This window comes from Pseudomonas schmalbachii, assembly GCF_017589465.1.
GTDB lineage: Bacteria > Pseudomonadota > Gammaproteobacteria > Pseudomonadales > Pseudomonadaceae > Pseudomonas > Pseudomonas schmalbachii.
In genome coordinates this window covers 85,335-110,612 of record NZ_JAELYA010000004.1, presented here as the reverse complement: position 1 = coordinate 110,612, position 25,278 = coordinate 85,335, and the positions used below count along the sequence as shown (strand labels likewise).

Sequence of the window (25,278 nt, the reverse complement as noted above, 5' to 3'; positions counted from 1 at the left end):
TGGTTGGAGTTGGATCAGGTCGCGAGGATGAAGTCCGACGCGTTCACACTGGTGGCATCGGTCACACCGACCAGACGGATCGAGTCGGCGCCAATGTTGATGAGTGTGTCGGCGCCCGCGGCATTGATCTGCACGCTGCTGGCGAAGGTCGCTGCGGTGATTCCGAGACCGGAGATATCCAGGCGGTCCTGGCCACCAGCGGCGACGGCATCGAAGCCGAGGATGCGGTCGGCGCCGAAGCCGGGGGCGCTGAACACGAAGATGTCATCGCCAAGGCTGGCGTTCATCGTGTCGTTGCCGGCTCCACCTACGATTACATCATTGCCGGCGCCGCCATCCAGGACGTCGTTGCCGGCACCGCCGAGCAGGTAGTTGTTCAACTCATTGCCGTTGCCGGTGAAGTTGCCCGAACCGGCGTATATCAGCGCCTCCACGTTTGCCCCGAGGGTGTAGCTGGAGAGCGTGGTCCACACGGCGTCGTATCCCTCGTTGGCGCCCTCGACCACGACATCGCCGACATCGGTCACTTCATAGCTGTCATTGCCGGCGCCACCGACCATGGTATCGGCCCCCGCCCCCCCAGCGAGGATGTCGTTGCCGCTGCCTCCCAGCATATAGTTGTTCAAGGCGTTGCCGATGCCGGTGAAGTTACCCGTACCGACGTAAACCAGCGATTCCACGTTCGCTCCGAGAGTGTGGTTGGAGAGCCTGGCAAACACGGTATCGATGCCTTCGCCGGCGGACTCGACCACGACATCGCCTATCTCAGTCACCTCGTAGTTGTCATTGCCGGTGCCGCCGGCCATGGTGTCATCCCCCAGGCCACCAGCGAGGATGTCATCTCCACCCAGCCCATTGAGCAAGTCGTCACCCACATTGCCAATCAGGGTGTCGTTGCCCGCTGTACCGTTCAATACGTCTCCCACTATCGCCGTTGGGCCGGAAACCAGAGTCTCCTCGGTACCGCCGCCGTCGACGAAGGTGACCACGAGCTGCACACGCTGGCCAACCTGGGCCTGGGCCAGGGTGAGGGATGCCGCGTTTGCGCCAGCGATGTCGATGAAAGTGCCGCCAGTTGTCGACATCTGCCACCGGTAGTTGAGAGCACCCAGTCCATCGAGGTCAGCGATACCGGCGGTCTGCGCCGTCAGCACCTGACCTCTCCGCGCCGTGCCAGTGACTGTCGGCGCACCGGTGGGCGCGTCATTGACATTCGCCACCGCCACAGTTGGAGCGGAGGTCACTGTCTCGACGATGCCCAGCCCATCGGTATAGCTGACCACCACCTGGACCTGCTTGCCGACGTGTGCCTGGCCGAGGGCCAGGGTTTCGCCGGTCGCGCCGCCGATATTGGTGAAGGTCACCCCGTCGCTGCTTTCCTGCCACTGGAAGCTGAAGTTGCTGAAGATGAAATCGGCGTCGTCGATATTGCCGGTGTCAGCGGTCAGCACCTGGCCTTGCGCCGCCAGGCCCTCGATGACCGGTGCGCCGGTCGGGTCGGCGTCGACCTGCTGGGTCGGCAGCGAGGCGGCGCTTTCCGGAGTGCCGAAGTTGTCGACGAAGTTGGCCACCACGCGAATCTGCCGGCCGACCTGGTCCTGGGTCACGGTGAACTGCTCACCGGTGGCGCCATTGATGTCGACGAACTCCAGATCATCGTCGAGTACCTGCCATTGCAGGCTGACAGTGGCCGCGTTGACGCCGTCCGGATCGCTGAGGCCGGCGATCGACGCAGTCAGCACCTGTCCTACCACCGGCACACCGTCGCCGATGTCGATGGTCGGTTCGCCGTTGGGATCCTGGTTGCCGACCGAGTGGATGATCTCCAGCGTGCCGTTGGCGTCCTTGTAGACCGCCCGCACGCGGATGTTCAGCCCGGCCACATCCTCGGTGACGCGGAAGGTTTCGCCCAGCGCCCAGGACACTTCACCGGCATCGAAGAAGGTGATGTCTTCATAGATGCCCGAGCCGGGGACGGTTTCGACCTGCCAGAAGTAGCTCACCGGTCCGGTGATGGTGCCGGTCGGGTTGCTGGCGCTGACGTTGTCCGCGTCGTGTGCCGGAGTGGCGGAAACCCGCAGCAGTTGGCCGAGTACCGGGGTGTTGTCGCGCAGGCCGCTGACGGCGTCGAGGATCGCCAGCCCGCCGGTCGGACCCTGGTTGCTGGCGCTTCCGGGGATCTCGACGGCGGCATCGGAGAACTGCAGGCGCTCGATGCCGGTCAGGCGGTCGGTGCCGTCGCGGCCGACGATGCTGTCGGTCACCGTGATGATGTCGTCACTGGTGTCATCGAAGGTGCCGTTGTCATCGATCTCGATGGTGTACTGGTCCCTGAGCCCGGTGAACAGCACGGTGTCGTAGCCCGGATTGCCGTCGAGGATTTCCCGCACGATCACCAGTTGCCCCGGGTTGTAGGTGCCGTTGAGCATGAGCGGCACCATCGGTTCCATGCTGTCGAAGCTGGCGATCTCCGGGCCGGTGCCATCGCGGTTGGCGCGCACGCTGATGCGCACGTTCAGCCACTTGTCGCCGTCGATCAGATCGTCGCCGCCGCGGCCTTCGAGCAGGTCGCCGCCATCGCCGCCGAGGATGATGTTGCCGCCATCGAAGAACTGCACCCCGTCGCCGAGGAATTCGCGCAGGCCGTCGATCAGGTCGATGTTGGTCAGCACGCTGCCATAGGCACCGGCGGTGCGGATGGCGGCTGCATCGACGCTGTCGCCGCGCAGGAAGTCGCCGTGGTGCGAACCGGACAGGCCTTCCACCGCGTCGAAGCGCGCCAGCACCGAGGCGCCGGAGCCGGGTTGCGGCGGCACGTTGAAGAAGCGGTCGCTCATGTCGATGGTGACGCCGCGGTCATCGTTCTTGAAGGTCGCCCAGTCGAAGCCGGAGCTGCCGATGTAGCGGTTACCCATGCCGGCGCTGCCGACCATGATGTCGTCGCCGCCTTCGCCGTTGAACTTGTCGTTCTCGCCGCCGCCGATGTAGACATCGTTGCCGATGACCGGGTCGTTGCCGAGCGGATCGAAGTTATCGCCGGGGGCGCCGTCCGAGGTGCCCTTCTCGATCCAGTCGTCGCCTTCGTTGCCCATGTCCTGTTCGTTGGCCTTGCTGCCCAGGATGAAGTCGTTGCCCTGGCCGCCGATGGCCTCGGAGGCGTCCTCGCCGGTGATGATGAAGTCGTTGCCGAAGCCGCCCATCACCAGGTTGATGCCGTTGCCGCCGTGGATCACGTCGTTGCCGTCGCCACCCTGGATGTTATCGTCGCCGCCGGTGTCGGTGATGATGTCGTCGCCGGCACCGCCACGGATCTGGTCGTTGCCGTTGCCACCCTCGATACGGTCGTCGCCGCCGTCGCCCCAGATGGTGTCGTCGCCATCGCCGGCGATCAGGATGTCGGCGTTGTTGGTGCCGCCCAGCACCACGTGCTCGCCGCCGGTGTACTGCAGGAAGTTGTCGTCCGGGCCGGCGGTATTCGGGTTGTCGCGGCTCACGCCGTCCGGGTCGTCGCGGCCGGCGACGCCCAGGCCGGTGTGCTGCAGCGCCTGGTTGACCTCCAGGGTCCAGCCGGGTGTCGTGAACACCACGCCCGGCAGGTGGATGGCGTTGGTGTTGGCCATGATCATCTTGGCGAACGAGTTGCTCTCCAGCTCGGCGTTCATCGACAGGCCGGCGGTGCGCTCCAGGTAGTAGAAGCGGTCGCCGTCCTGCAGTTTCTCCAACTGGTTCTCGAACACGAAGTTGAAGGTCGAGCCGAGCATGCCGCCGAACGGGGTTTTCGCCTCGGCCAGGCCGCCGATCCACAGGTCGATGGCATCCACGCCGGTGATGGTCACGCCATTGGCGCCGTTGGCCCAGGCTCCCGTGCTGTTGAGGAAGGCCAGGCGGTCGGCCGGCGCATCGTCGCCGCCCAGCACCAGGGCCAGTGCCGCGGCGCGCTTGTCCACCAGGGTGGTGGCGTCGAGGATGGTCTGGTGCGTGCCGTAGGCGGCGATGAAGTTGATCAGCGACTCCGGATGCTTCAGGTGCAGCACCAGGTCGGCCCAGCTCAGGTACGGCTTGAGCTGCGTGTCGCCGGTCTGGCTGAAGATTTCCCGGCGCACGGCGTTCAGCGTCGGGACACCGGTATCGCGGCCACGGGCGATGTTGATCGCGGCGAGGTCGAGCGGCAGACCGAGCAGATTGTTGCGCAGCGCCTCGGTGACGAACTCGTCGATCTCGTTGCCGGCCTGGCGGGTCACCCCGCGCACGATGGCGCCGGCGGCATCGTCCGGATTCGTGCCGCTGGCGGCGAAGGCCAGCGGGTTGAGGAAGGCCGCGATCAGGCCCATCTGCTCGTCCGGGTTTTCCGGGTTGGCGCTCACCACATTGAAGTCACTGGTGAAGCGATCGACCGTCTCGGTCAGCATCGAGTGGCCGAAGCGGTACACCGTGTGGGCGAACTCGGCGACGATCGAGGCATCCAGATCGACGTCGTAGACCTGGGTCGGCGCGAAGAACAGGTCGATGTTCGGCTGGATGGTCCGCGCGAACTCCTCGAACACCAGGTGCTGGTACTGCATTTCGGTGCCGAACTTGGCGGTCTGGAACAGACGCTCGCCGTTCCATACCAGCGGCCCGCTCAGGTCGCTCAGCGAATCGATCGGTTCCAACAGCCACTCGTTGATGAAGTTCAGGTCGCCGGAAGTGAGCACGGTCTGCTTGGTCTGCTCGACCAGACGGTTGTGCTCGGAGTGGAACACGTGGTGCACCGCGGTCAGGCCGATGTTCTCGTTGACCCGGCCGTCGCCGGCGATGTAGTGCTTGTCCAGCAGTTCATTGTCGTACTGCAGGTTGTTGCCGCCGGGGCCGACCGGCACTGCGTTGCCGACGTCGGTATCGGCGTCGGGCTGCAGCACGCCGCCGCTGAGCACCGGCACCGCGTTGTGGGCGATATCGTCGAGGAAGGCGTGGCCGGTGCGTACCGCGTTGGTCAGGCTCAGCGGATTATCCGGCGTGCCCGACTGCAGCTGGGTCACATCGTCCGCGGTGCCGGCGATGCCGTCGTTGCCGTTGCCGATGCGCACCACCACCTGCGGGAAGCCGGTGGCCGGGTTCTTGATGAAGTTGCCGTAGGCGTCGGTCGCCAGCAGCGGGATGTTGCCCACGTCGGCGTCGGTCAGGTTGATGCCGAGGAGTTCGCGGGCCTGCGCCTTGATCACCGCCCAGGTGGCCATGCCGCCGACCGGTATGTCGTCAGAGGTGTAGTAGTCGCCGTCCGGGCCTGGGTCGCGGTTGGTAATCAGATTGCCGGTGGCCACCGGTTTGCCATCCACCAGCACGTACTCGCGCAGGAATACCTGGTGCGACGGGTGCGAGCTGTAGGTCTGGTTCTGGTCGACGAACGGCGAGGTGGTGTTGGTGTGCTCGTGGATGTCGTCGGCAGTGCCCAGGATGCCGTCCGGTCCCGGCTGGTTGGTGGCGCGGGTCAGCACCATGAAGTTGGTCGGCGCGCCCTCCACGTACAGCGGATCGTCCGGCTGCAGCGGAATGAACACGGTGCCGGAACCGCCCTTGGTGACCAGGTCGAGGCCGTGGTCGAAGAACTGGCCGAAGAAGGTCATCCAGGCGTTGAACGGAGCCGACAGGCCTTCGTCCGGGGCGACGTTCGGGAAGAGGAACACGTCCTTGTCGTCGTCGGTGCCGAACTGGCCGTCCAGGCCCGGGCTCTTGACGATCTGTACGCCTTCCTTGAGCTCGTCGTCGGCAGTGCCGATCAGGCCATCGGCCCCCACATCGTAGGCCTTCGCATAGGCTGCCGGGTTATTGGCCGTCTGGTCGACCAGCAGGTTGCTGATGGTGCGCGGCTGCGAGTCGAAGACGAAGCCGCTGGTCTGCTGATAGGAGGTGGAGCTGCCAGCGGTCTGCGGGCCGGGGCCGTCAGGGTCGAACGTCGTGTCTTCGGCATCCTGGAAGTTCGGCGTGGCCACCCGCGGGAAGGTGTTGTCGGCCGCGCCGAACTCGGTGTTGTCGATGCCGTTCTGCTGGAACAGGTTGTTGAACGACCCGTCCACCGTGCGCAGGCCATAGGCGACGCGGATGTTCGGCAGCAGCGAGAGCAGGTCCTCGCCACGGGCGTGGGCCTCGGCGATGCGGATCTGGTCGAGGATGAAGTTGAGGTCCGAACGGACCATCTGGAAGCCATCGCCACTGGTGGTGCCATCGACCACCGGTGTATGCGCGATCGGCGTTTCGTCCCCGCTTCCCTGCACGGTACCGGTGGGCTGCGAGAAGACCATCTCGGAGGTGCCGTGGCCGTCCTGGTAGATCGCCTTGACCCGCAGGTTCAGGCCGGCGAGATCGGAGGTCACGCGGAACTTGGTGCCATCGGCGCTCTGGAAGGCCAGGTCGCCGGCCGGCAGCAGGATGATGTCCTCGAACACGCCGGTGCCGGCGTCCCTTTCCACCTGCCAGATGTAGCTCACCGAGCTGTTGGCGTTGACGTTGCCGTTCGGGTTGCTGCCGGTGATGTTGTCGGCATCGCGCACGCCGGCCATCGATACGGTGAGGGTGTCGCCCACCCTGATCGGGTTGCCGGGGGTCGAGTCGGAGATGGTCGGCCGGCCCGTCGGCGAGGCGTTGCCGCCGGCCAGTTCCACGCTCACGTCGGAGAACTGCAGCCGTTCGATATTCACCAGGGTATCGGAGCCGTCGTCGCCGACGTTGTCGGTGACCGTGTACACGCCGTTGCCGCGGTTGGTGATGGTGTAGTTGTCGCGGATGCCGGAGAACACCGCCGTGTCGTAGGCGGCGCCACCGGTCGATGTCCCCGGCAGGATTTCGCGCACGGCCTTGAGCTGGCCGGGATTGATTTCGCCGCTGAGCATGAACGGGATCATCTCGGTCATGCTGTTGAAGCTGCGGATCTCCGGACCGGTATGGTTGGTGTCGCCCGCCGCATAGACGGCAATGCGCACGTTCAGCCACTTGTCGCCGTCGATCAGGTCGTCGCCGCCACGGCCTTCGATGATGTCGCTGCCGTCGCCACCGAGGAGGATGTTGCCGGTGGCGAAGCCATCGTCAGGCAGTCCTGCCTCCTGCAGCAATGCGCGCAGCCCCCTGATCAGGTCGACGTTGGTCAGCGCGCTGCCGGTGGCGCCGCCATGGTTGAGGATGGTCTCGGCATTGACGTTGTCGCCGCGGATGATGTCGCCGAAGCGCGAGCCGGATACGCCTTCCACCTCGTCGAAGCGGTCGAGGATAGAGGCCGGCGAGGCGCCGACCGGCTGGAACAGCCCGCCGTTCTGGTTCGGCGCATTGCCGTGCGGCTGCGCCAGGACGGCCAGGGTCAGGTCGACGGTGACGCCGACCTTGTCGTTCTTGTGGGTGACCCAGTCGAAGCCGGACATGCCTTCCATCTTGTCCTGGGCATCGCTGCCGACAAAGATGTCGTCGCCGCCTTCGCCGATCATTTCGTCGAAGCCGGGGCCGCCGACGAAGATATCGTTACCGGCGATCTCGTCGGTCAGCAGCGGGGCGAAGTTGTCGCCAGGCGCGCCGTCCTGGGTGCCCATTTCGATCCAGTCGTCGCCCTCGTTGCCGGTGGGCGGCAGGCTGGTTTTCGGGCTGAGAATGAAGTCGTCGCCCTGGCCGCCGAAGATGGTGGCGATATCTTCGGTGACGATGATGAAGTCCTGCCCATCGCCGCCGAGGATCAGGTTGCCGGCACCGCCGGCCTCCATGCTGCCAACCGCGATCACGTCGTTGCCGGCGCCGCCTTCCATGCGGTTGTCGCCGAACATGTCGGTGATGATGTCGTCGCCGTCGCCGCCGAGCACCGCGTCATTGCCGGCGCCGCCTTCCAGGCGGTCATTGCCGGCGTCGCCCCAGACGGTGTCGTCGCCCGCTCCGGAGACGATCACGTCGTTGCCGTCGGTGCCGCCCATCACCACGTGGTCGCCGCCGGTATAGCGCAGGTAGTTGCTGTCCGGCCCAACGGTTTCCGGGTTGTCGCGGATCACCAGCGGCGTGATTTCCACGCCATTGATGGTGATGCCGCCGGTGGGGTCGTCACCGCCCAGACCGGCATTGAACTGCCGGTCCTGATCGACCTCGAGAGTGAAGGTCGGAGTCTGGAAGACGGTGTTCGACAGGTGGGTGGCATCGGTATTGAGCATGATCAGCTTGGCGAACGAGTTGTTCTCCAGCTCGGTGCCGAAGTTCATCCCGGCGGTGCGCGCCAGGTAGTAGAAGCGGTCGCCGTTCTGCAGGGCCTCCAACTGGGTCTCGAAGACGAAGTTGAAGGTCGAGCCGAGCATGCCGCCGAACGGCATCTTCACTTCGGCCAGGCCGCCGATCCAGAAGTCCACCGAATCCAGGCCGGTGGTGGTGACGCCATTTGTCAGGCTGGTGTAGACGCCGGTGCTGTTGAGGAAGTCCAGCCGGTCCTCAGGCGCATTACCGCCGCCCAGCACCAGCAGCAGGGCTGCCGCGCGTTTGCCTTCCAGGGTGCTGGCGTTGAGGATGCTGCTGTGGGTGCCGTAGGCGGCGATGAAGTTGATCAGCGATTCCGGATGCTTCAGATGTGCGGCGAAGTCCGCCCAGCTGGTGTACGGCCTGAGCTGGTTGTCGCCGGTCATCTCGAAGAACTCGCGGCGCGCCTGGTTCAGCGACGGGATGCCGGCGTCGCGGCCGCGGGCGATGTTGATCGCCGGCAGGTCGAGCGGCAGGCCGAGCAAGTTGTTGCGCAGCGCCTCGGTGACGAATTCGTCGATCTCGTTGCCCGTCTGCCGGGTCAGGCCACGGACGATGGCGCCGGCCGCCGCATCCGGATTGGCGCCGCTGGCGGCGAAGGCCAGCGGGTTGAGGAACGCCTCGATCAGGCCGATTTCGCTGTTGATGAAGTTCTCGTCGTAGCGATCGATGGTCTCGGTCAGCATCGAGTGGCCGAAGCGGTACACCGTGTGGGCGAACTCGGCGACGATCGACGGATCGATGGTGGTGTCATAGCCGTTCGGCGCGAGGAACTCGTCGATCTGCGGCTGGATGGTGCGGGCGAATTCCTCGAACACCAGGTGCTGGTACTGCATCTCGGTGCCGAACTTGGCGGCCTGGAACAGGCGCTCGCCGTTCCACACCAGGGCATCGAGCTGGGTCTGGTTCTGCGGCAGCGCGCCGACCGGTTCGAGCAGCCACTGGTTGAGGAAAGCCAGGTCGTTGGAGGCGAGGATGGTCTGCTTGGACTGCTCGACCAGACGGTTGTGTTCGGAGTGGAACACGTGGTGCACGGTGGTCAGGCCGATGTTCTCGTTGACCCGGCCGTCACCGGCGATGTAGTGCGCGTCGAGCAGCTCGTTGTCGTAGGTGCCGGCGGCCAGCGGGCCGCTGTTCACCACATCGTCGCCATCGGCTACCAGGCCGGCGGTGGGCGCCGCGTTGTGGGCGATATCGTCGAGGAAGGCGTGACCGGTGTGCACGGCATTGGCCAGGCTGACCGGCGCGCCGGGGTTGCCTTCGACCAGCGAGTTGTCGTTCATCACCACCAGCGGGAAGCCGTTGTCGCCCTTGATGAAGTTGCCGTAGGGGTCGGTCGCCAGCAGCGGCACGTTGAATACGTCGGCATCGGTCAGGTTGATCCCGAGGATGTCGCGGGCCTGCGCCTTGACCACCGCCCAGGTGGCCATGCCGCCGATCTCGACGTCGTCATCCGTGCCGAAGATTCCATCGACGCCCAGGTCGCGGTTGGTAATCAGATTGCCGGTAGCCACCGGTTTGCCATCCACCAGTACGTACTCGCGGAGGAACACCTGGTGCGACGGGTGCGAGCTGTAGGTCTGGTTCTGGTCGACGAAGGGCGAGGTGGTGTTGGTGTGCTCGTGGATATCGTCGGCGGTGCCCAGTTGGCCGTCCGGTCCGGGCTGGTTGGTGGCGCGGGAGACCACCATGAAGCGCAGGTTCGGCGCCAGGTCGTCGGCGGTGTTGAACACGCCGTCGGCGCCGGCCACCAGTGGGTCGTCAGCCTTCAGCGGGATGAAGATCACATCGGTGCTGCTCTTGGTCACCAGGTCGAGGCCGTGGTCGAAGAACTGGCCGAAGAAGGTCATCCATGAGTTGAAGCCGGCGCTCAGGCCTTCGTCGGGAGATTCGTTGGGGATGAAGAACACCTCGCGGTCGTCGTCGGTGCCGAAAATGCCGTCGAGGCCGGGACTGGTGATGCTCGGCGCGCCGCCATTGGCGGCGATCGCCGCCGGGTTATTGGCGGTCTGGTCGGCGATCAGGTTGCTGATGGTGCGCGGCTGCGAGTCGAACACCGCGCCGCTGGTCTGCTGGTAGGAGGTGGGGCTGCCGGCGGTCTGCGGGCCGGGACCGTCAGGGTCGAAGGTAGCGTTCTCTGCCGGGCGGAACACCGGGTCGAGCAGGCGTGGGAACAGGCCGTCGGCGGCGCCGAAGGCGCTCTGCCCATCCAGCAGGTTGTTGTAGCTGCCATCCACCGTGCGCAGGCCGAAGGGCACCTGGGCGTTGGGCAGCAGGTTGGCGAGATCCTCCCCATTCGAATGGGCCTCGGCGATGAAGATTTGCTGAAGAATGAACTCCAGGTCGGCTTTGTTGAAATTGGCCATTTGTTGTTTTCCTCAATCGGACAATACGCACGGAAGACAAGGCCCGGGCCGCGCCAAGCGGGCACAGCCGGGGGGTGGATCGATTGCGAAGGCCAGGCGTTTGAGCTGCTATGCCGGGCTGGAAAAGCGAAGGCCGAAGAAATCCCGCGCCTGTCGCGAACGGCAGGTGTTGGAAGTGGTGTCCGCTTTATGCCGGGTCTGGGCTGGAACGCTCAGCGAGCCGGGTCAAGTTCCCGGCGGCCCGTGGAACCTGGGGGGCAAGAACAGCTCCCGGAAGGGCTGCCTTGTCTGGCTGGAGGTCGATGTGCCGCCCATACTGAGTCTCCGTTCGGGGGCCTGGTGTACGTCCCCACAAATGGGGGTTTATCCCCTTGGGTGGGTCGGTAATTAGACTTAAGTATCCCCACCCGGGAGTGTCAAATTTGTGTCAGGTCAGCCGACGAACGGATTGATAGGCATTAAGTTATTGTTTTGAAAGAATTTTAATCGTCAAAAATTCGGCTTTTCCCGATCTTTGGCATTGGCGGTGTATCGCCGGATTGACACTCATCTCCTACGCTCCTGTTTCAGGCAAGCGACACAATTCCCCAAAAAGAACGCTCGCCTGGCAACCGGGTTGTACGGCGCAGCAGCGAGCGTTCCCCCCGCCTCCTGAAGCCCGTGCGACACGCCCCAACAGTCTGCCAACTGCCCGAGGTGGACACCGTGACAGCCAAGATTTCCTCCCTTCGGTCCGAACTGTCAGACGTGCTGTTCCGTCTGCGGCGTACCTTCTACTCGCTGGGCGCGTTCAGCGGCGTGGTCAACCTGCTGATGCTGGTGCCGGCGGTGTACATGATGCAGGTCTACGACCGCGCCCTGGTCAGCAGCAACGTCACCACACTGCTGATGCTGACCGTCCTGGTGTGCGGCCTGTACATGCTGATGGCGCTGCTGGAGATCGCCCGCGCGCGCGTGCTGATCCGGGTCGGCAACCGCCTGGACATGGAGCTCAACCAGCGCATCTTCACTGCCGCCTTCGAGCGCAACCTCAGCCGTGCCGGCGGAAATCCGGCGCAGGCCCTGCAGGATCTGTCGCAGGTGCGCCAGTTCCTCACCGGCAATGCGCTGTTCGCGTTCTTCGACGCGCCGTGGACGCCGGTCTACCTGCTGGTCACCTACCTGATCCACCCGATCCTGGCGCTGATCACCCTGATCGGCTCGCTGATCCTGGTGTGCCTGGCCGTGCTCACCGAAGTCACCACGCGCAAGCCGCTCGCCGAGGCCAACCAGGCGGCGCAGGAATCCGGCATCTACGCCAACAACAACCTGCGCAACGCCGAGGTGATCGAGGCGATGGGCATGCTGCCGGCGATCAGCCGCCGCTGGTACAAGGGCCACCTGCGCATCCTCGAACGGCAGACCCTGGCCTCCGACCGCGCGGCCTACATCAGCGGCGTCGGGCGTTTCGTGCGCATCACCCTGCAGTCGCTGATCCTTGGCGCCGGCGCGCTGCTGGCGATCAAGGGCGAGATCACCGCCGGCATGATGATCGCCTGCTCGATCCTCACCGGTCGCGCGCTGGCGCCGGTGGAGCAGGTGATCGCCAGCTGGAAGCAGCTGCTCGGCTGCCGCATGGCCTGGGGCCGGCTGAACAATATGCTCACCGAATACCCGGAACGGCCGCCGACCATGCCGCTCACCCGCCCGCTCGGCGCGCTCTCGGTGGAAGGCGCGCATGCCGGCGCACCGGGCACCAGCGTCGGCATCCTGCATGGCGTGAGCTTCGGCCTGGCGCCCGGCGAATGCCTCGGCGTGATCGGTCCGTCGGCCTCCGGCAAGTCCACCCTCGCCCGCCTGCTGGTCGGCGTGTGGCCGACCCAGGCCGGCAAGGTGCGCCTGGACGGCGCCGACGTGTTCACCTGGAACAAGGCCGAACTCGGCCCATGGCTCGGCTACCTGCCACAGGACGTCGAACTGTTCGAAGGGACCATCGCCGAGAACATCGCGCGCTTCGGCGAAATCGACAGCGAAGCGGTGATCAGCGCGGCCCGGTCCGCCGGCGTGCACGACATGATCCTGCGCTTCCCGCAGGGCTACGACACCGTGCTCGGCATCGACGGCAGCCCGCTCTCCGGCGGGCAGAAGCAGCGCATCGCCCTGGCCCGCGCGCTGTACGGCGAGCCGTCGCTGGTGGTGCTCGACGAGCCGAACGCCAACCTCGACGACGTCGGCGAGAAGGCGCTGGTCGACGCGCTGGCCGACCTCAAGCGGCGCGGCGCCACCTCGGTGCTGATTTCCCATCGCCCGACCGTGCTCGGGCTGGTCGACAAGGTGCTGATGCTGCGCGACGGCTGTGTGCAGCTGTGCGGCACCCGCGACGAAGTGTTCGCCACCCTGCGCCAGGCCAACGTCATGGCCGCCGGCCCGCACGCGGTGGCCCCCGTTAGCGCCAGCGCCAGTGGCAGGGAGTGACGGCCATGCATCTCGTCGAACGTAAGGAATCGCCGTTCCCCGCCCAGCAGGTGGTGGTCGATATCGACACCGGCAAGCCGGCCCGCTGGGGCATCTGGCTGGTGCTCGCCGGCTTCGGCGGCTTCCTCATGTGGTCCTGGATGGCGCCGCTGGATGCCGGCGTGGTCGCCACCGCCACGGTGAAGGTGACCAGCAACCGCAAGACCGTGCAGCACCTCACCGGCGGCACCGTCGAGGCGATCCTGGTGCGCGAGGGCGATGCCGTGCGCAAGGGCCAGGAACTGGTGCGCCTGGATGCGACCCGGGCCATCGCCGAACAGGGTGTGGTGGGTGCGCAATACATCGTCAGCAAGACGGTGGAAAGCCGCCTGGAGGCCGAGCGCGATGGCCACGACGAGGTGGCGTTCGATCCCGCGCTCGCCCGCTACCGGGGCGACCCGCGCCTGGACGAGGCCATGGAGCTGCAGCAGCGCCTGCTCGATACCCGTCGCGCCGCACTGGCCGGCGAGCTGAGCATTCTCGAGGAAACCCAGGCCGCCGCCGAAACCCAGGTCAAGGGCCTGCAGCAGGTCTATGGCGCGCGTGCTACCCAGGCCAGGTTCCTGCAGGAACAGCTGGCCGGCACCCGCACTCTCGCCGCGGAAGGCTACATCCCGCGCAACCGCATGCTCGAACTGGAGCGCAGCGCCGCCGAGCTGAACGCCGGCCAGGCGGAGAACATCAACAACATCGCCCGGGTGCGCAGCCAGGTGACCGAACTGAAACTGCGCATCCTCCAGCGCCGGCACGACTACCTCAAGGAAGTAGAATCGCAGCTCACCGACGTGCGCAAGGAAAGCGACAGCCTGGCCGACCGCCTGCGCTCGCTGGACTACGAAGTCACCCACACCTCGATCCGCTCGCCTATCGATGGCGTGGTGCAGAGCCTGAGCATCGCCACCATCGGCGGGGTGATCCAGTCCGGGGCGAAGATCATGGACATCGTGCCGGACAACGAACCGCTGCAGGTCGACGCCAACATCCCGGTGCAGGCCATCGACAAGATGGTCCCGGGGCTGCCGGTGGATATCTCCTTCCCGGCCTTCAACCACGCGCAGACGCCGAACATCCCCGGCCGCGTGCTGACCGTCTCGGCCGACCGCCTGATCGACGAGCAGAGCAAGCAGCCGTTCTACCTCGCGCAGATCGAGGTGACCCCGGAGGGCATGGACAAGCTCGGCGCCAACCGCATCCGCCCCGGCATGCCGGCCAGCGTCACCATCAAGACCGGCGAGCGCAACCTGCTGAGCTACCTGCTGAAACCGCTGCTGGACCGGGTCGACAGTTCGTTCAAGGAGCAATGAAATGGCGAGAGGATGCGTCCTGGCTTGTCTGGCAGGAGTTGCCCTGCCTGTGGGAGCGATGGACCTCAAGGAGGCCTGGGATCTCCTGCAGTACCAGGGACCGATCTACCAGTCGGCCGTACACGAGAAGGAGGCCGGGCAGGAGTACCGCACGCTGGGCAAGGCACCGCTGCTTCCGCAGATCAACGCCACGGCCTACGACAACGAGGTCAACGGCACCCAGGAGCAGGGCAATATCGACAACGACCTCGACTACGGCTCCTACGGCACCGCCCTGCGCCTGCGCCAGACCGTGTTCGACAAGCGCAAGATGGCCGAGTACCGTCAGGGCGACCACCGCACCGAGTACAGCAACGCGGTGTTCGACAGCAAGCGCCAGGAAGCGGCGATCAGCCTCGCCGGGCGCTACTTCAACGTGCTGCTGGCGCGCGAGTCGATCGAGCTGGCGAAAGCGAAGCTGAAGGCCTTCGAGGAACAGTACGACCTCGCCGCCCGCAGCCAGCAGCTGGGCGAGGGCACGCTTACGGATGTCGACGACGCGATAGCGCGGCGCGACCTGGCCCAGGCCGAACTGATCGAGGCGGAGGACAACCTGCTGGTGGCGCGCCGGCTGCTGCAGGAATACCTCGGCGTGCTGCCGGAAAGCCTCTCCAGCCTGCACGAGGACTTCCATACCCCGCCGCTGCAGCCGGACAACCTGCAGGACTGGCTGGTCCGCGCCAAGGTCGACAACCCCGCCATTCGCGCCAGCCGCTACAGCGTGTCGGTCGCCGAGGAGGAGGCGAAGAAGGCCAGGGCCGGTCACTGGCCGACGCTGGACTTCGTCGCCGGCTACACCTACGGCAAGAGCGAGACCATCTCCACCATCGACCAGAAGAACCGCTATGGCTCGGTCGGCCTCGAATTGAACATCCCGATCTACAGTGGCGGCGCGGTCAGCGCCCAGTCGCGCCAGGCGGTGGCCAACCGCGACAAGGCCGAAGAGGACCTGAACGCCTCCCGCGAGGAAGTGCTCTCCGGCACCACCCGCGAATTCCACGGCGTGCAGAGCGGCGCCGCCCGCATCCGCGCGTTGGAGACGGCGGTGCGCTCCAGCCAGAAGTCGATCGAGTCCAGCCGCAAGGGCTTCCAGGCCGGCACGCGGACCAACGTGGACATCCTCAACGCCGAGGAGCAGTACTACACCGCCCGCCGCGACCTGTTCGAAGCCAAGCTGCGCTACCTGGTCTCCCGCCTGCGCCTGGCGGCCTCGGTGGGCAGCCTGGGCGATGACGATATCGCGCTGGCGAACGGCTACCTGACCGCGGAGCGGGAGGTCAGACCGTAAACTGTGGGTTGGGCTGGCTTTGTAGGTTGGGCTGAGCTTGCGAAGCCCAACGATTTTGCCCCGATGCGTGCCGGTGTTGGGCTTCGCTGCGCTCAGCGCCAACCTACGGATATCCTTGCTGCCCCTGCCCACCGGCCATACGATTCGACTGTTCCCCAGCCGGAGGAGCCATCGTGAAGCCGGTGACGCTCCTGATGCGTATCCTGGCGCCTGCCATCGCCCTGGCGCTGGCATCCGCCGGCCTGCGTGCCGACGACGCGTTCACGCCGTTGCGCGAGGCCATGGTCCGGGAGATCGCCGCGATGTCCGCCGTCACCCGCGACGAGACCGGCCGGGCCGAGTTCGCTGCGCCGGTGATGGCCGCCATGGCCAGGGTGCCGCGCCACCGCTTCGTGCCGCCCGACGAGACACCCTACGCCTATGAAAACCGGCCGCTGCCGATCGGCCACGGCCAGACCATCTCCCAACCCTACATCGTCGCCCTGATGACCGACCTGGCGCAGGTCGAGCCCAGCGACGTGGTGCTCGAAATCGGCACCGGCTCGGGCTACCAGGCGGCGATCCTCGCCGAGCTGGCGCAGGCGGTGTACACGATGGAGATCATCGAGCCGCTGGCGATCCAGGCCGGGGAGCGCATTACCCGGCTGGGCTATGCCAACGTGCAGGCGCGCCTGGGCGACGGCTACTACGGCTGGCCGGAGCACGGTCCGTACGACGCCATCCTCGTCACCGCCGCTGCCAGCCATGTCCCGCCGCCGCTGATCGCGCAGCTCAAGGCCGGCGGGCGGATGGTGATCCCGGTCGGCGCGCCGTTCATGACCCAGTACCTGCTGTTGATCGAAAAGGCCAACGACGGCAGCCTTTCCACCCGCCAGGTGCTGCCGGTGCGCTTCGTGCCGCTGCTCGGGGGCCGCTGAGCATGCATGCGCCGCCATTGCTCGCCATGGCGCTGCTGTCGGCTTCCGCGCTGGGGTACGAAGTGTTGTTGCTGCGGCTGCTGTCGATCATCCAGTGGCACCACTTCGCCTACATGATGATCAGCGTCGCGCTGCTCGGCTATGGCGCGGCCGGCACCGCCGTGGCGCTGGCGCAGCGCGTGCTGGTGCCGCGCTTCCACGGCGTGTTCATGGCCGGCGCGGTGCTGTTCGGGCTGAGCGCCATCGCCTGCTTCACGCTGGCCCAGCACGTCCCGTTCAATCCGCTGGAGATCGTCTGGGACGCGCGACAGCCGCTGCGCCTGCTGTGGATCTACCTGCTGCTGTTCGTGCCGTTCTTCTGTGCGGCGCTGTGCATCTGCCTGACCTTCACCTGCTTCCAGGAGCAGATCCACCGCATCTACGCCTTCGACATCCTCGGCGCCGGCATCGGCAGCCTGGCGATCGTCGTCGCGCTGTTCGTCCTGACTCCCGTCGATGCGCTGCGCCTGCTGGGCGGCACCGGCATCGCCGCCGGGGCGCTGGCCTGCGGATGGCACCGGCGTAAGCTCGCGGCGGCGCTGTTGGCGCTGGCCGTCGTGCTGCCGGCCGGCGTGCCCGAACGCTGGATCGCCCTGGCGCCCTCCGAGTACAAGGAGCTGAGCCAGACCCTGCGCATCAAGGATGCCCGCGCGATAGCCGAGGCCTGGAGCCCGCTGGGCCTGCTGACGGTGGTCGACAGCCCGACCATTCCCCTGCGCCACGCGCCGGGCCTCAGCCTCAACGCGACCCTGGAGCCGCCCGCGCAACTGGCGATCTTCACCGACGGCGACGGCCTTTCCGCGCTGAACCGCTACGACGGCCGCCGCGAGCCGCTCGCCTATCTCGACTACCTGACCTCGGCGCTGCCCTACCACCTGCTGCGCCAGCCCCGCGTGCTGGTGCTCGGCAGCGGCGCCGGCACCGACGTGCTGCAGGCGCTCTACCACGGCGCCCGCGCGGTGGATGCCATCGAGCTGAATCCGCAGGTGATCGATCTGGTCCAGCGTCAATTTGCCGACTTCTCCGGCCGGCCCTACAGCGCGCCGAACGTCCGCGTGCTGATCGGCGAGGCGCGCGGGCTGGTGGCGTCGCGCCGCGAGCCGTACGACCTGATCCAGATCGCCCTGCTGGACTCCTTCGGCACGGCCTCGGGCGGCCTGCATGCGCTGTCGGAGAACTACCTGTACACGGAGGAAGCCCTCGCGGAATACCTGCGCCATCTCGCCCCCGGCGGCCTGCTGGCGATCACCCGCTGGATCACCCTGCCGCCGCGCGATATTCCCCGGCTGCTGGCCACCGCCGCAGAAGCTATCGAACGCGACGGAAAGACCAGCGCGGCCCGCCGCATCGTCATGATCCGCGGCTGGAAGACTGCGACGCTGCTGGTCGGCAACCGCGACTTCAGTGCCGCCGACGTCGCTGCGCTGCAGGCGTTCTGCCGGGAGCGCTCCTTCGATCTCGCCTATTACCCCGGCATGACCGCCGCGCAAGCCAACCGCTACAACCTGCTCGACCAGCCGTATTTCTTCGATGCGGCGCAGGCCCTGCTGTCCGGCGACCGTGAAGGGTTCCTGGCGCGCTACAAGTTCGACGTGCGCCCGACCACGGACGACCGGCCGTACTTCTTCCACTTCTTCAAATGGCGCTCGCTGCCGGAACTGCTGGCGCTGAAGGCGCAGGGCAGCCTGTCGATGCTGGAGTGGGGCTATCCGGTGCTGATCGCCACGCTGTTGCAGGCCAGCGTGGCAGCGGTCGCGCTGATCCTGTTGCCGCTATGGGTGGCGCGGCATCGCCAGCGGCGTTCGCCCGGCGCAGGCGCGGGCCGGTTCGAGCTGCGCGTGGTGGCCTACTTCGCCGCCATCGGGCTGGCCTTCATGTTCGTCGAGATCGCCTTCATCCAGAAATTCACCCTGTTCCTCAGCCACCCGCTGTACTCGGTGGCGGTGACCCTGAGCGCGTTCCTGATCTTCGCCGGGCTCGGCAGCCGCTATTCCGCGCGGCTGCAGGCCGGCGCAGCGCTCCGGCATCCGCTGGTGCGGCCGGTGCTGGCGATCTGCGCGCTCGCCCTGCTCTACCTGGCCGTGCTGCCGCCGCTGTTCCAGCTGCTGGCGCCGGTGCCGACGCTAGGCCGGTTCGCCGTCTGCGCCGCGCTGGTCGCGCCGCTGGCGTTCGCCATGGGCATGCCGTTTCCGCTCGGGCTCGGGCGCGTTTCAGCACGCGCCGAAGCGCTGGTGCCCATCGCCTGGGGCGTCAACGCCTGCGTATCGGTGGTGGCCGCCGTGCTCGCGACCCTGCTGGCGATCCACCTGGGCTTCACCGTGGTGTTGCTGCTGGCGCTAGTTCTGTATGTCCTGGCTGGCCTCGCCTTTCCCTGAGAGGCGCGGCAACCAGGACGGCCATTTGACGGGAAGCCATTCGTGAGCGGGCTTGCCGGTGTCCGCCGTATTGTCCGACTGCGGGCCGTCGCAGCCCCGCTCCTTGCCCCGGGCGACGACCTTGGCCTGCGCGTCATACAGCTTCATCCATGGGCGGAATCCGACGGCGCCGGTCTCCAGGCGATAGCGCTGGCCGGCGTTGAAATCCGGGTATTTCACCGTAAGCGCGCAGTCGCGCCACAGCGGCGAGGTGGTTCCGCTGCCGATGTTGGTCGGGTCGACCTGGAACTGGTAGCGCACGCCCAGCTCGTGCTGGCCCGGGTCGACCTCGAAATAGCGTGGGCTGGGCCATTCCTTGCCGTCCACCTTCATCGCCGCGAGGTCGCTCTGGCCGTCGGTGTCGAGGTCGACCCAGGCGCGGTTCGGATCGGGGGTCGGCAGCAGCATGGAACAGCCGCTCAGGACGAGCAGGCTGGCGGCGATCAGCATCGAGCGCATGGGGACTCCGGGCAGTGAAAGTGTGGGCGGGGGGCTGTGCTATGTTCGGCGGCATGCCAGCCCTTTCATCTATTCCGATACTCGACATCCGCGCACCCCGCTGGGTTCCCTGGCTGGCGCTGTTGGCGCTGAGCGGTTGTTCCAGCGTCGGTTACTACGGCCAGCTCGCCAGCGGCCAGTTGCACCTGCTGACCTCCCGCGAGCCGGTGGCCGAGGTGATCGCCGACCCCACGGAGGACGCCACGCTGCGCCAGCGCCTGCGTCTGGCGCAGGAGGCACGGACGTTCGCCAGCGCCGAGTTGGGGCTGCCGGACAACCGCAGCTACCGCCTGTACAGCGACATCCAGCGGCCCTATGTGGTGTGGAACGTGTTCGCCGCGCCGGAGCTGTCGCTGCAGCCGCTGACCCACTGCTTCCCCATCGCTGGCTGCGTGGCCTATCGCGGCTACTACAGCGAAGCGGCCGCCCGAACCGAGGCGCGGCGGCTGCAGGGGCAGGGCATGGACGTCTTCGTCGGCGGCGTCGAGGCCTACTCGACACTCGGCTGGTTCGACGACCCGATCCTCAGCAGCATGCTGCGCTGGGGCGACCAGCGCCTCGCCGAGACGATCTTCCACGAGCTGGCGCACCAGCGCTTCTACCTGCCCGACGACACTGCCTTCAACGAATCCTATGCCTCCTTCGTCGAACGCGAGGGCGGGCGGCGCTGGCGTGAGGCGCAGGGGCTGGCGGACGAACGCAGCCTGCTGGTCGAGCAGCGCGAAGCGCTCACCCGCCTGGTGCTGGATACTCGCGAACGCCTGCAGACGCTCTACGCCAGCGGCCGCCCGGAGGCCGAACTGCGCGCCGGCAAGGCCGCCGAGTTCGACCGCCTGCGCCGCGAATACCGAGAACTGCGCGAGCGCCGCTGGGGCGGCAAGTCGGCGTTCGATGGCTGGATCGAGGGGCCGCTGAACAACGCCAAGGTCCTGCCGTTCGGCCTCTACGACCAGTGGGTGCCGGCCTTTGCTGCCCTTTTCCAGCAGCTCGGCGGCAACTGGGTGGCGTTCCATGCGCGGGTCGAAAAACTCGCCGCCCTGCCCCGTGTGCAGCGCCAGCAGGCACTGGAACGTCTGGTGGCGGATAGAGCGCCGTAGGTTGGGCTGAGGTACGAAGCCCAACGGTGCCGCGTTCGAAAGATGTTGGGCTTCGCTGCGCTCAGCGCCAACCTACGAACTGGCAATCACCCGCCCCGCGATCGTGCTCATGGGGCGCTCCGCTCCTACTCCGCTGCATCCGGGCAATGCAGGGGCAGATCAAGCTGCACCCGCCGCCGCAGCCACGGGCTCGGCCGGTAGCGTGGCTCGCTGTAGCAGGACTGCAGGCCCTGGAGGATGGTGAGGATGCGCGCCGCGCCGTAGTGCTCGCCGAACGCCAGTGGGCCGAACGGATAGCCGAGGGCGATCTGCACCGCGCGGTCGAGGGTGACCGGCGTGGTGATGCCGCGCTGGACGATCTCGCAGCCGAAATTGACGATGTTGGCGATCACCCGCTGGGCGATGAAGCCGGGCGAGTCGTTGATCACCTCCACCGGCACGCCGTCGCTGCCCAGCGCCTGCCGGGCCTGGGTCTCCAGCGCCGGGTCGAGCGCCGGCTGGCGCATCAGCACGCGACGGTGTTCGAGTTCGGTGAAGGTTTCCAGCGCCAGGCTGCGTTCCGGCGGCAGGTCGAGGGCGTCGATGCAGGTGCTGGCGTCTTCGCCCATCGGCGTCACCAGGCAGATCGCCCGCGACGACGGCGCCTCGCTGCTTTCCAGCACCACGCCGGCCTGGTTCAGCAGGCTGCCGATGCGATGGCGCAGCTCGGGGTCCTGGCTGTCCAGCCAGAACGGCCGGTTGAGCAGCACCGGCGCCGGCAGCGGTTCCGGATCGAGCAGGGCCAGGCCGTCCTGGTAGCGGTAGAAGCCCTCCCCGCTCTTGCGCCCGAACAGCCCGGCGGCGACCCGCTGCGCGGCGAGCGGCGACGGCATGTAGCGCGGGTCCTGGTAGAACTGCTGGTAAAGCGACTCCATCACCGTGTGGACGATATCCAGCCCGGCGAGGTCGAGCAGTTCGAACGGCCCCATGCGGAAGCCCGCGCAGTCGCGCAGGATGCGGTCGACCTGCGCCGGCGTGGCGATGCCTTCGGCGAGGATGCGCAGCGCCTCGCTGCTGAACGCGCGGCCGGCATGGGTGACGATCAGCCCGGGGCTGTCGGCGGTGACCGCCGGGAAGTGCCCGACCTGCTCGGCGAGCAGCGCCAGGCGGGCGATCACCGAGTCGTCGGTGCGTTCGCCGCGCACCACCTCGACGATGCGCATCAGCGGCACCGGATTGAAGAAGTGCAGGCCGGCGACGCGCCGCGGATTCTTGCACTTGCGCGCGATGCGGCTGATCGACAGCGACGAGGTGTTGCTGGCCAGCACCGCATCCGGCGCGACCCGCGCTTCCAGCTCGGCGAACAGCGACTGCTTGGCGCCGAGGTCCTCGACGATGGTTTCGATCAGCAGGTCGCAGTCGTGCAGCTCGTCGAGGCTGTGCGCCGCCTGCAGGCGCTGCGGGGCGGCGGCGATCACGTCGTCGCCGAGCCCGTTGCGCGCGGCGACCTGCTCGAAGAACTGGCGATTGAGGTCCAGTGCCTGCTGGATGCTTTCCGCGCGGCTGTCGTACAGGCGCACCGGCAGGCCAGCGCTGGCGAACAACTGGGCGATGCCGCGGCCCATGACGCCGGCCCCGATCACGCCGATGCGGGTGAAGGACGGCGGTTGCGGAAGGGATGTGCGTTGCATGGCACGGCAATCCTCGTCGAACGATCCTGAATCAAAGTTAGTCGAGGTACTCGCAACGTGGCGTGCCAGTTGTGTCGTTGCGTGTGGCGATCAGCAGTGGCTCAGGCGGAACTGTTTGGGAGTGATGCCGAATTCCTTGCGGAAGGCGCGGATGAAGTTGCCCGGCTGGCGGTAGCCGACCCGCTCGGCGATGCGCTCGACCGAGTCGTCGGAGGACTTCAGCCACAGGCGCGCCAGTTGCAGGTTCTCGCCGTCGTGCCGGTGGCGGCCGTCCAGCGCCCGTTGCCATACCTGGCGCAGGCTCTGGTGAAGGAACTCGTTGGCGCCGGCCAGCGGGCGTTGCAGCAGGGCGCGGGGCATGACCAGGCAGGGGGTGGCGCCGTGGCGGGTGGGAATGCCGAGCGCGGCGAACAGCTCGGCGCAGCGCTGGTTCGGCCGCGTGCGCACCTCGCTGAACAGCTCGCGCGGCGCCAGGCCGGTGCGCCGGGCGTTGCCATGGACCAGCCGCATCAGCGCGGCGTCGAGACCGAAGTGATGCTGGTCGGGCAGCGCCGGCAGCACTTCGAGAATGGCCTGCTCGCCCTCTTCGGTCAGGCGCAGGCCGAGGCAGTTGGTCAGCAGCGGCAGGTAGGCGCCGACGCAACGCAGGCTGTCGCCCAGGGTCGGCGCCGAGTCGGCGAGGATGTTCAGGCCCTGGGTGCAATGGGTGCCGATGTCCCCGGCCATTTCGCAGCCGAAGCGCGGGTCGCCGCTGGCCAGTTCGCATTCCGCCCAGAGTTTCTGCAATTGCGCGGCGGGCAGATGCGCGCCCTGGTCCGCCAGCAGCTCCTGGCCGATCCCGGCGCGCCGACGCAGCTCGCCCGCCGCGATGCCGAAACGATCGGCGTGCAGCAGGACGGTGCTGACGAATGCGCTGGAGCTGAACAGCGACTGCGGCATGGAGGTGGCCCTTTGGCAGGAAGGGCTCACTTAACCAGCTTCAGCTAGTATTCATCAAATGCATTTAACTCATTTGACCGATGCGAGACACGCATGAGCGAGCTCCGCCAATTCAGGCATTTCGTCGCGCTGGCCGAGCTACGCAACTTCCAGCGCGCGGCGGATACGGTCGGCCTCAGCCAGTCGGCGTTCAGCCGCAGCATCCAGATGCTGGAGCGCAACCTCGGCTGCATCCTGGTCGACCGCGGCAGCCGCGAGTTCAGCCTGACCGCCCAGGGCGAGCTGGTGCTGCAGCATGCCCGGCGCCTGCTGGCGGCTTCCCGTTCGCTGCGCAACGAGCTGGACCAGTTCGAGGGACTGACCGCCGGCGAGCTGCGTTTCTCCAGCGGCCCGTTCCCCGCCCAGCGCCTGATTCCCGAGGCGCTGGCGGCCTTCGTCGGGGCGCACCCGGCGATCCGCGTGGCGTTCCGGGTGGAGGACTGGGCGCAGGCGGCGCAACATCTGCAGGAAGAACAGATCGAGTTCTTCGTCGGCGATGCGCGAACGTTCTCCAGCGATGAGAACTATCGCGTGCAACTGCTCGGCTATCGCGGCGGCTGCTTCTTCTGCCGCCAGGGCCATCCGCTGACCGCCCTGCCACAGATCAGGCTGGCCGACCTGCTCGGCTATCCGCGCATCGGCGTGCGCCTGCCGGACGTGCCGCGCAGGATTCTCGCGGAGATCGCCGGGCAGGCGGACTTCCAGATGGATGTGGAATGCTCCCAGTTCGACGTGGCCCTGCGCGTGGTGAGCAGTTCGGACGGGACCGGCATGGCGCCCATGGAGGCGGTGGACGAGCTCATCCAGCGTGGCGAGCTGGTGCGCCTGCGCATCGTCGACATCCCCCCGGCCGAAGCGGCGCTGCGCCTGCAGTACGGCATCGTCAGCCGGGCCGGCTACAGCCTGTCGCCGGCGGCGCGGACGATGATCGAGGTGCTGCTGGCCAGCGACCGGCGCCTGCTCGCCCGGGACGCGGGCTAGGCGGATCAGGCTTCGCGTTGCATGAGCGGTTGCGGACGCTCCGCGAAGGCCTTCTGGATCTGCGCCAGCGCGCGCTCCATGCCGCGCTCGAAGCGATAGTGGTTTTCCACGTACAGACAGAGTTCCAGCGGCACCGGGCGCTCCAGCGGCAAGGGCGCCTGGCGCAGGCCGAGCACCGTGGCGACGCGGCTCGGCAGGGTCAGGCCGAGGGGCTGGCGGTCGGCGATCAGGCGCGCCGCCAGCGGACTCTGCACGGTGGTCGCGATGTTGCGGCGCATGCCCTTCAGGCCCAGTTCGAGATCGACCGGGCTGAGCCCTTCGCGGCGGCTGGAAACCTGCACCTGCGGCAGCCGCAGGTAATCGGCGAGCGTCCGTGGCGGCTGCTCCAGGCCGGCGCCGTAGGCGAACACGTAGTGGTCGTTGAGCAGCGGCAGCTTGCGCAGGCCGGACTGCAGGGACACCTGCTGGTCGATGTCGATCAGCAGGTCGAGCTTGCCGTTGCCCAGCTCCTGCAGGGCATCGCGGCGGCGGCTCTGGTAGAAGCGCACCTGCCATTCCTGCTCGCCCGGGGCCAGCAGGATATCCAGCAGCAGCGGCTGGAAGCAGTCCAGGCAGCTGATGCGCAGCGGCCGCTGCGGCTCCTGGTGGTGCATCGCCGGCATCTGCGAGAGGCCTTCGCGCAGGCCGTCGAGCGCGCCGCGCACATGTTCGGACAGGCGATGCGCGGCGAGGGTCGGGGTGACGCCGAGGTGCGATTTGACGAACAGCGGGTCGCCGCAGAGATTGCGCAGCCGGCGCAGGGCGTTGCTCATCGCCGGTTGCGAGAGGCCCATGACTGCCGCCGCGCGGGTGATGCTGAGCTGGGCGTAGATGGCGTCGAAGGCCAGCAGCATGTTGAGGTCGAGTTCGCGTAGATCGAGCACGATGGCGTCTCCCCGGTCGGCAAGCGGCTTGCGCCCTCC

At 67.1% G+C, this 25,278-nt stretch carries 11 protein-coding genes and 1 pseudogene; 7 read left to right on the top strand and 5 right to left on the bottom strand.

The window, feature by feature from the left end; translation table 11 throughout:
- Positions 1-14: 14 nt before the first annotated feature.
- Positions 15-10,598 (bottom strand): peroxidase family protein, encoded by a 10,584-nt coding sequence (locus tag JFY56_RS11725; protein WP_208313913.1) that lies wholly within the window; start codon positions 10,596-10,598, stop codon positions 15-17.
- A gap of 705 nt (positions 10,599-11,303) precedes the next feature.
- Here JFY56_RS11725 and JFY56_RS11720 point away from each other — a divergent pair.
- The 5 genes from JFY56_RS11720 to JFY56_RS11700 all read left to right on the top strand — a co-directional run bounded on the left by JFY56_RS11720 (position 11,304) and on the right by JFY56_RS11700 (position 19,053).
- Complete coding sequence (locus JFY56_RS11720; RefSeq protein ID WP_328824864.1) at positions 11,304-13,052, top strand: type I secretion system permease/ATPase; 1,749 nt, start codon at positions 11,304-11,306, stop codon at positions 13,050-13,052.
- A gap of 5 nt (positions 13,053-13,057) precedes the next feature.
- Positions 13,058-14,395, top strand: a complete 1,338-nt coding sequence (locus JFY56_RS11715) for an HlyD family type I secretion periplasmic adaptor subunit (RefSeq protein WP_208313911.1) — start codon at positions 13,058-13,060, stop codon at positions 14,393-14,395.
- A 1-nt stretch (position 14,396) separates the two neighbouring features.
- Positions 14,397-15,722, top strand: coding sequence for a TolC family outer membrane protein (locus JFY56_RS11710; protein WP_208313909.1), 1,326 nt, complete (start codon positions 14,397-14,399; stop codon positions 15,720-15,722).
- A 173-nt stretch (positions 15,723-15,895) separates the two neighbouring features.
- Positions 15,896-16,639 carry a protein-L-isoaspartate(D-aspartate) O-methyltransferase gene (locus JFY56_RS11705; protein WP_208313907.1) on the top strand — a complete coding sequence of 248 codons (744 nt, stop codon included), beginning with the start codon at positions 15,896-15,898 and terminating at the stop codon, positions 16,637-16,639.
- Between the two features lie 2 nt (positions 16,640-16,641).
- Positions 16,642-19,053 carry a spermine/spermidine synthase domain-containing protein gene (locus tag JFY56_RS11700; protein ID WP_208313905.1) on the top strand — a complete coding sequence of 804 codons (2,412 nt, stop codon included), beginning with the start codon at positions 16,642-16,644 and terminating at the stop codon, positions 19,051-19,053.
- Between the two features lie 90 nt (positions 19,054-19,143).
- Here the strand turns inward: JFY56_RS11700 and JFY56_RS11695 are convergent.
- A pseudogene (locus JFY56_RS11695) lies at positions 19,144-19,551 on the bottom strand (PA0061/PA0062 family lipoprotein); the annotation flags it as partial.
- A 53-nt stretch (positions 19,552-19,604) separates the two neighbouring features.
- Between JFY56_RS11695 and JFY56_RS11690 the strand changes: the two are divergent.
- Positions 19,605-20,687: an aminopeptidase gene (locus tag JFY56_RS11690; RefSeq protein ID WP_208313903.1), complete on the top strand. Its 1,083-nt coding sequence runs from the start codon at positions 19,605-19,607 to the stop codon at positions 20,685-20,687.
- Positions 20,688-20,812: 125 nt separating this feature from the next.
- On the opposite strand, the gene JFY56_RS11685 is transcribed toward JFY56_RS11690, so the two are convergent.
- A complete protein-coding gene (locus tag JFY56_RS11685) occupies positions 20,813-22,357 on the bottom strand; it encodes a 3-hydroxyacyl-CoA dehydrogenase (protein ID WP_208313901.1) in 1,545 nt (514 codons plus the stop codon).
- Positions 22,358-22,447: 90 nt separating this feature from the next.
- Positions 22,448-23,296, bottom strand: a complete 849-nt coding sequence (locus JFY56_RS11680; protein ID WP_208313900.1) for an AraC family transcriptional regulator — start codon at positions 23,294-23,296, stop codon at positions 22,448-22,450.
- A gap of 93 nt (positions 23,297-23,389) precedes the next feature.
- Here JFY56_RS11680 and JFY56_RS11675 point away from each other — a divergent pair, with 93 nt between their 5' ends.
- The gene (locus JFY56_RS11675; RefSeq protein WP_208313897.1) at positions 23,390-24,316 is read left to right on the top strand and encodes a LysR family transcriptional regulator; all 927 of its coding nucleotides are present in this window, start codon (positions 23,390-23,392) and stop codon (positions 24,314-24,316) included.
- A gap of 5 nt (positions 24,317-24,321) precedes the next feature.
- Here the strand turns inward: JFY56_RS11675 and JFY56_RS11670 are convergent, their stop codons facing one another.
- Entirely contained in the window at positions 24,322-25,239 is a 918-nt protein-coding gene (locus JFY56_RS11670; protein WP_208313895.1) for a LysR family transcriptional regulator, read from the bottom strand.
- Positions 25,240-25,278 lie beyond the last annotated feature (39 nt).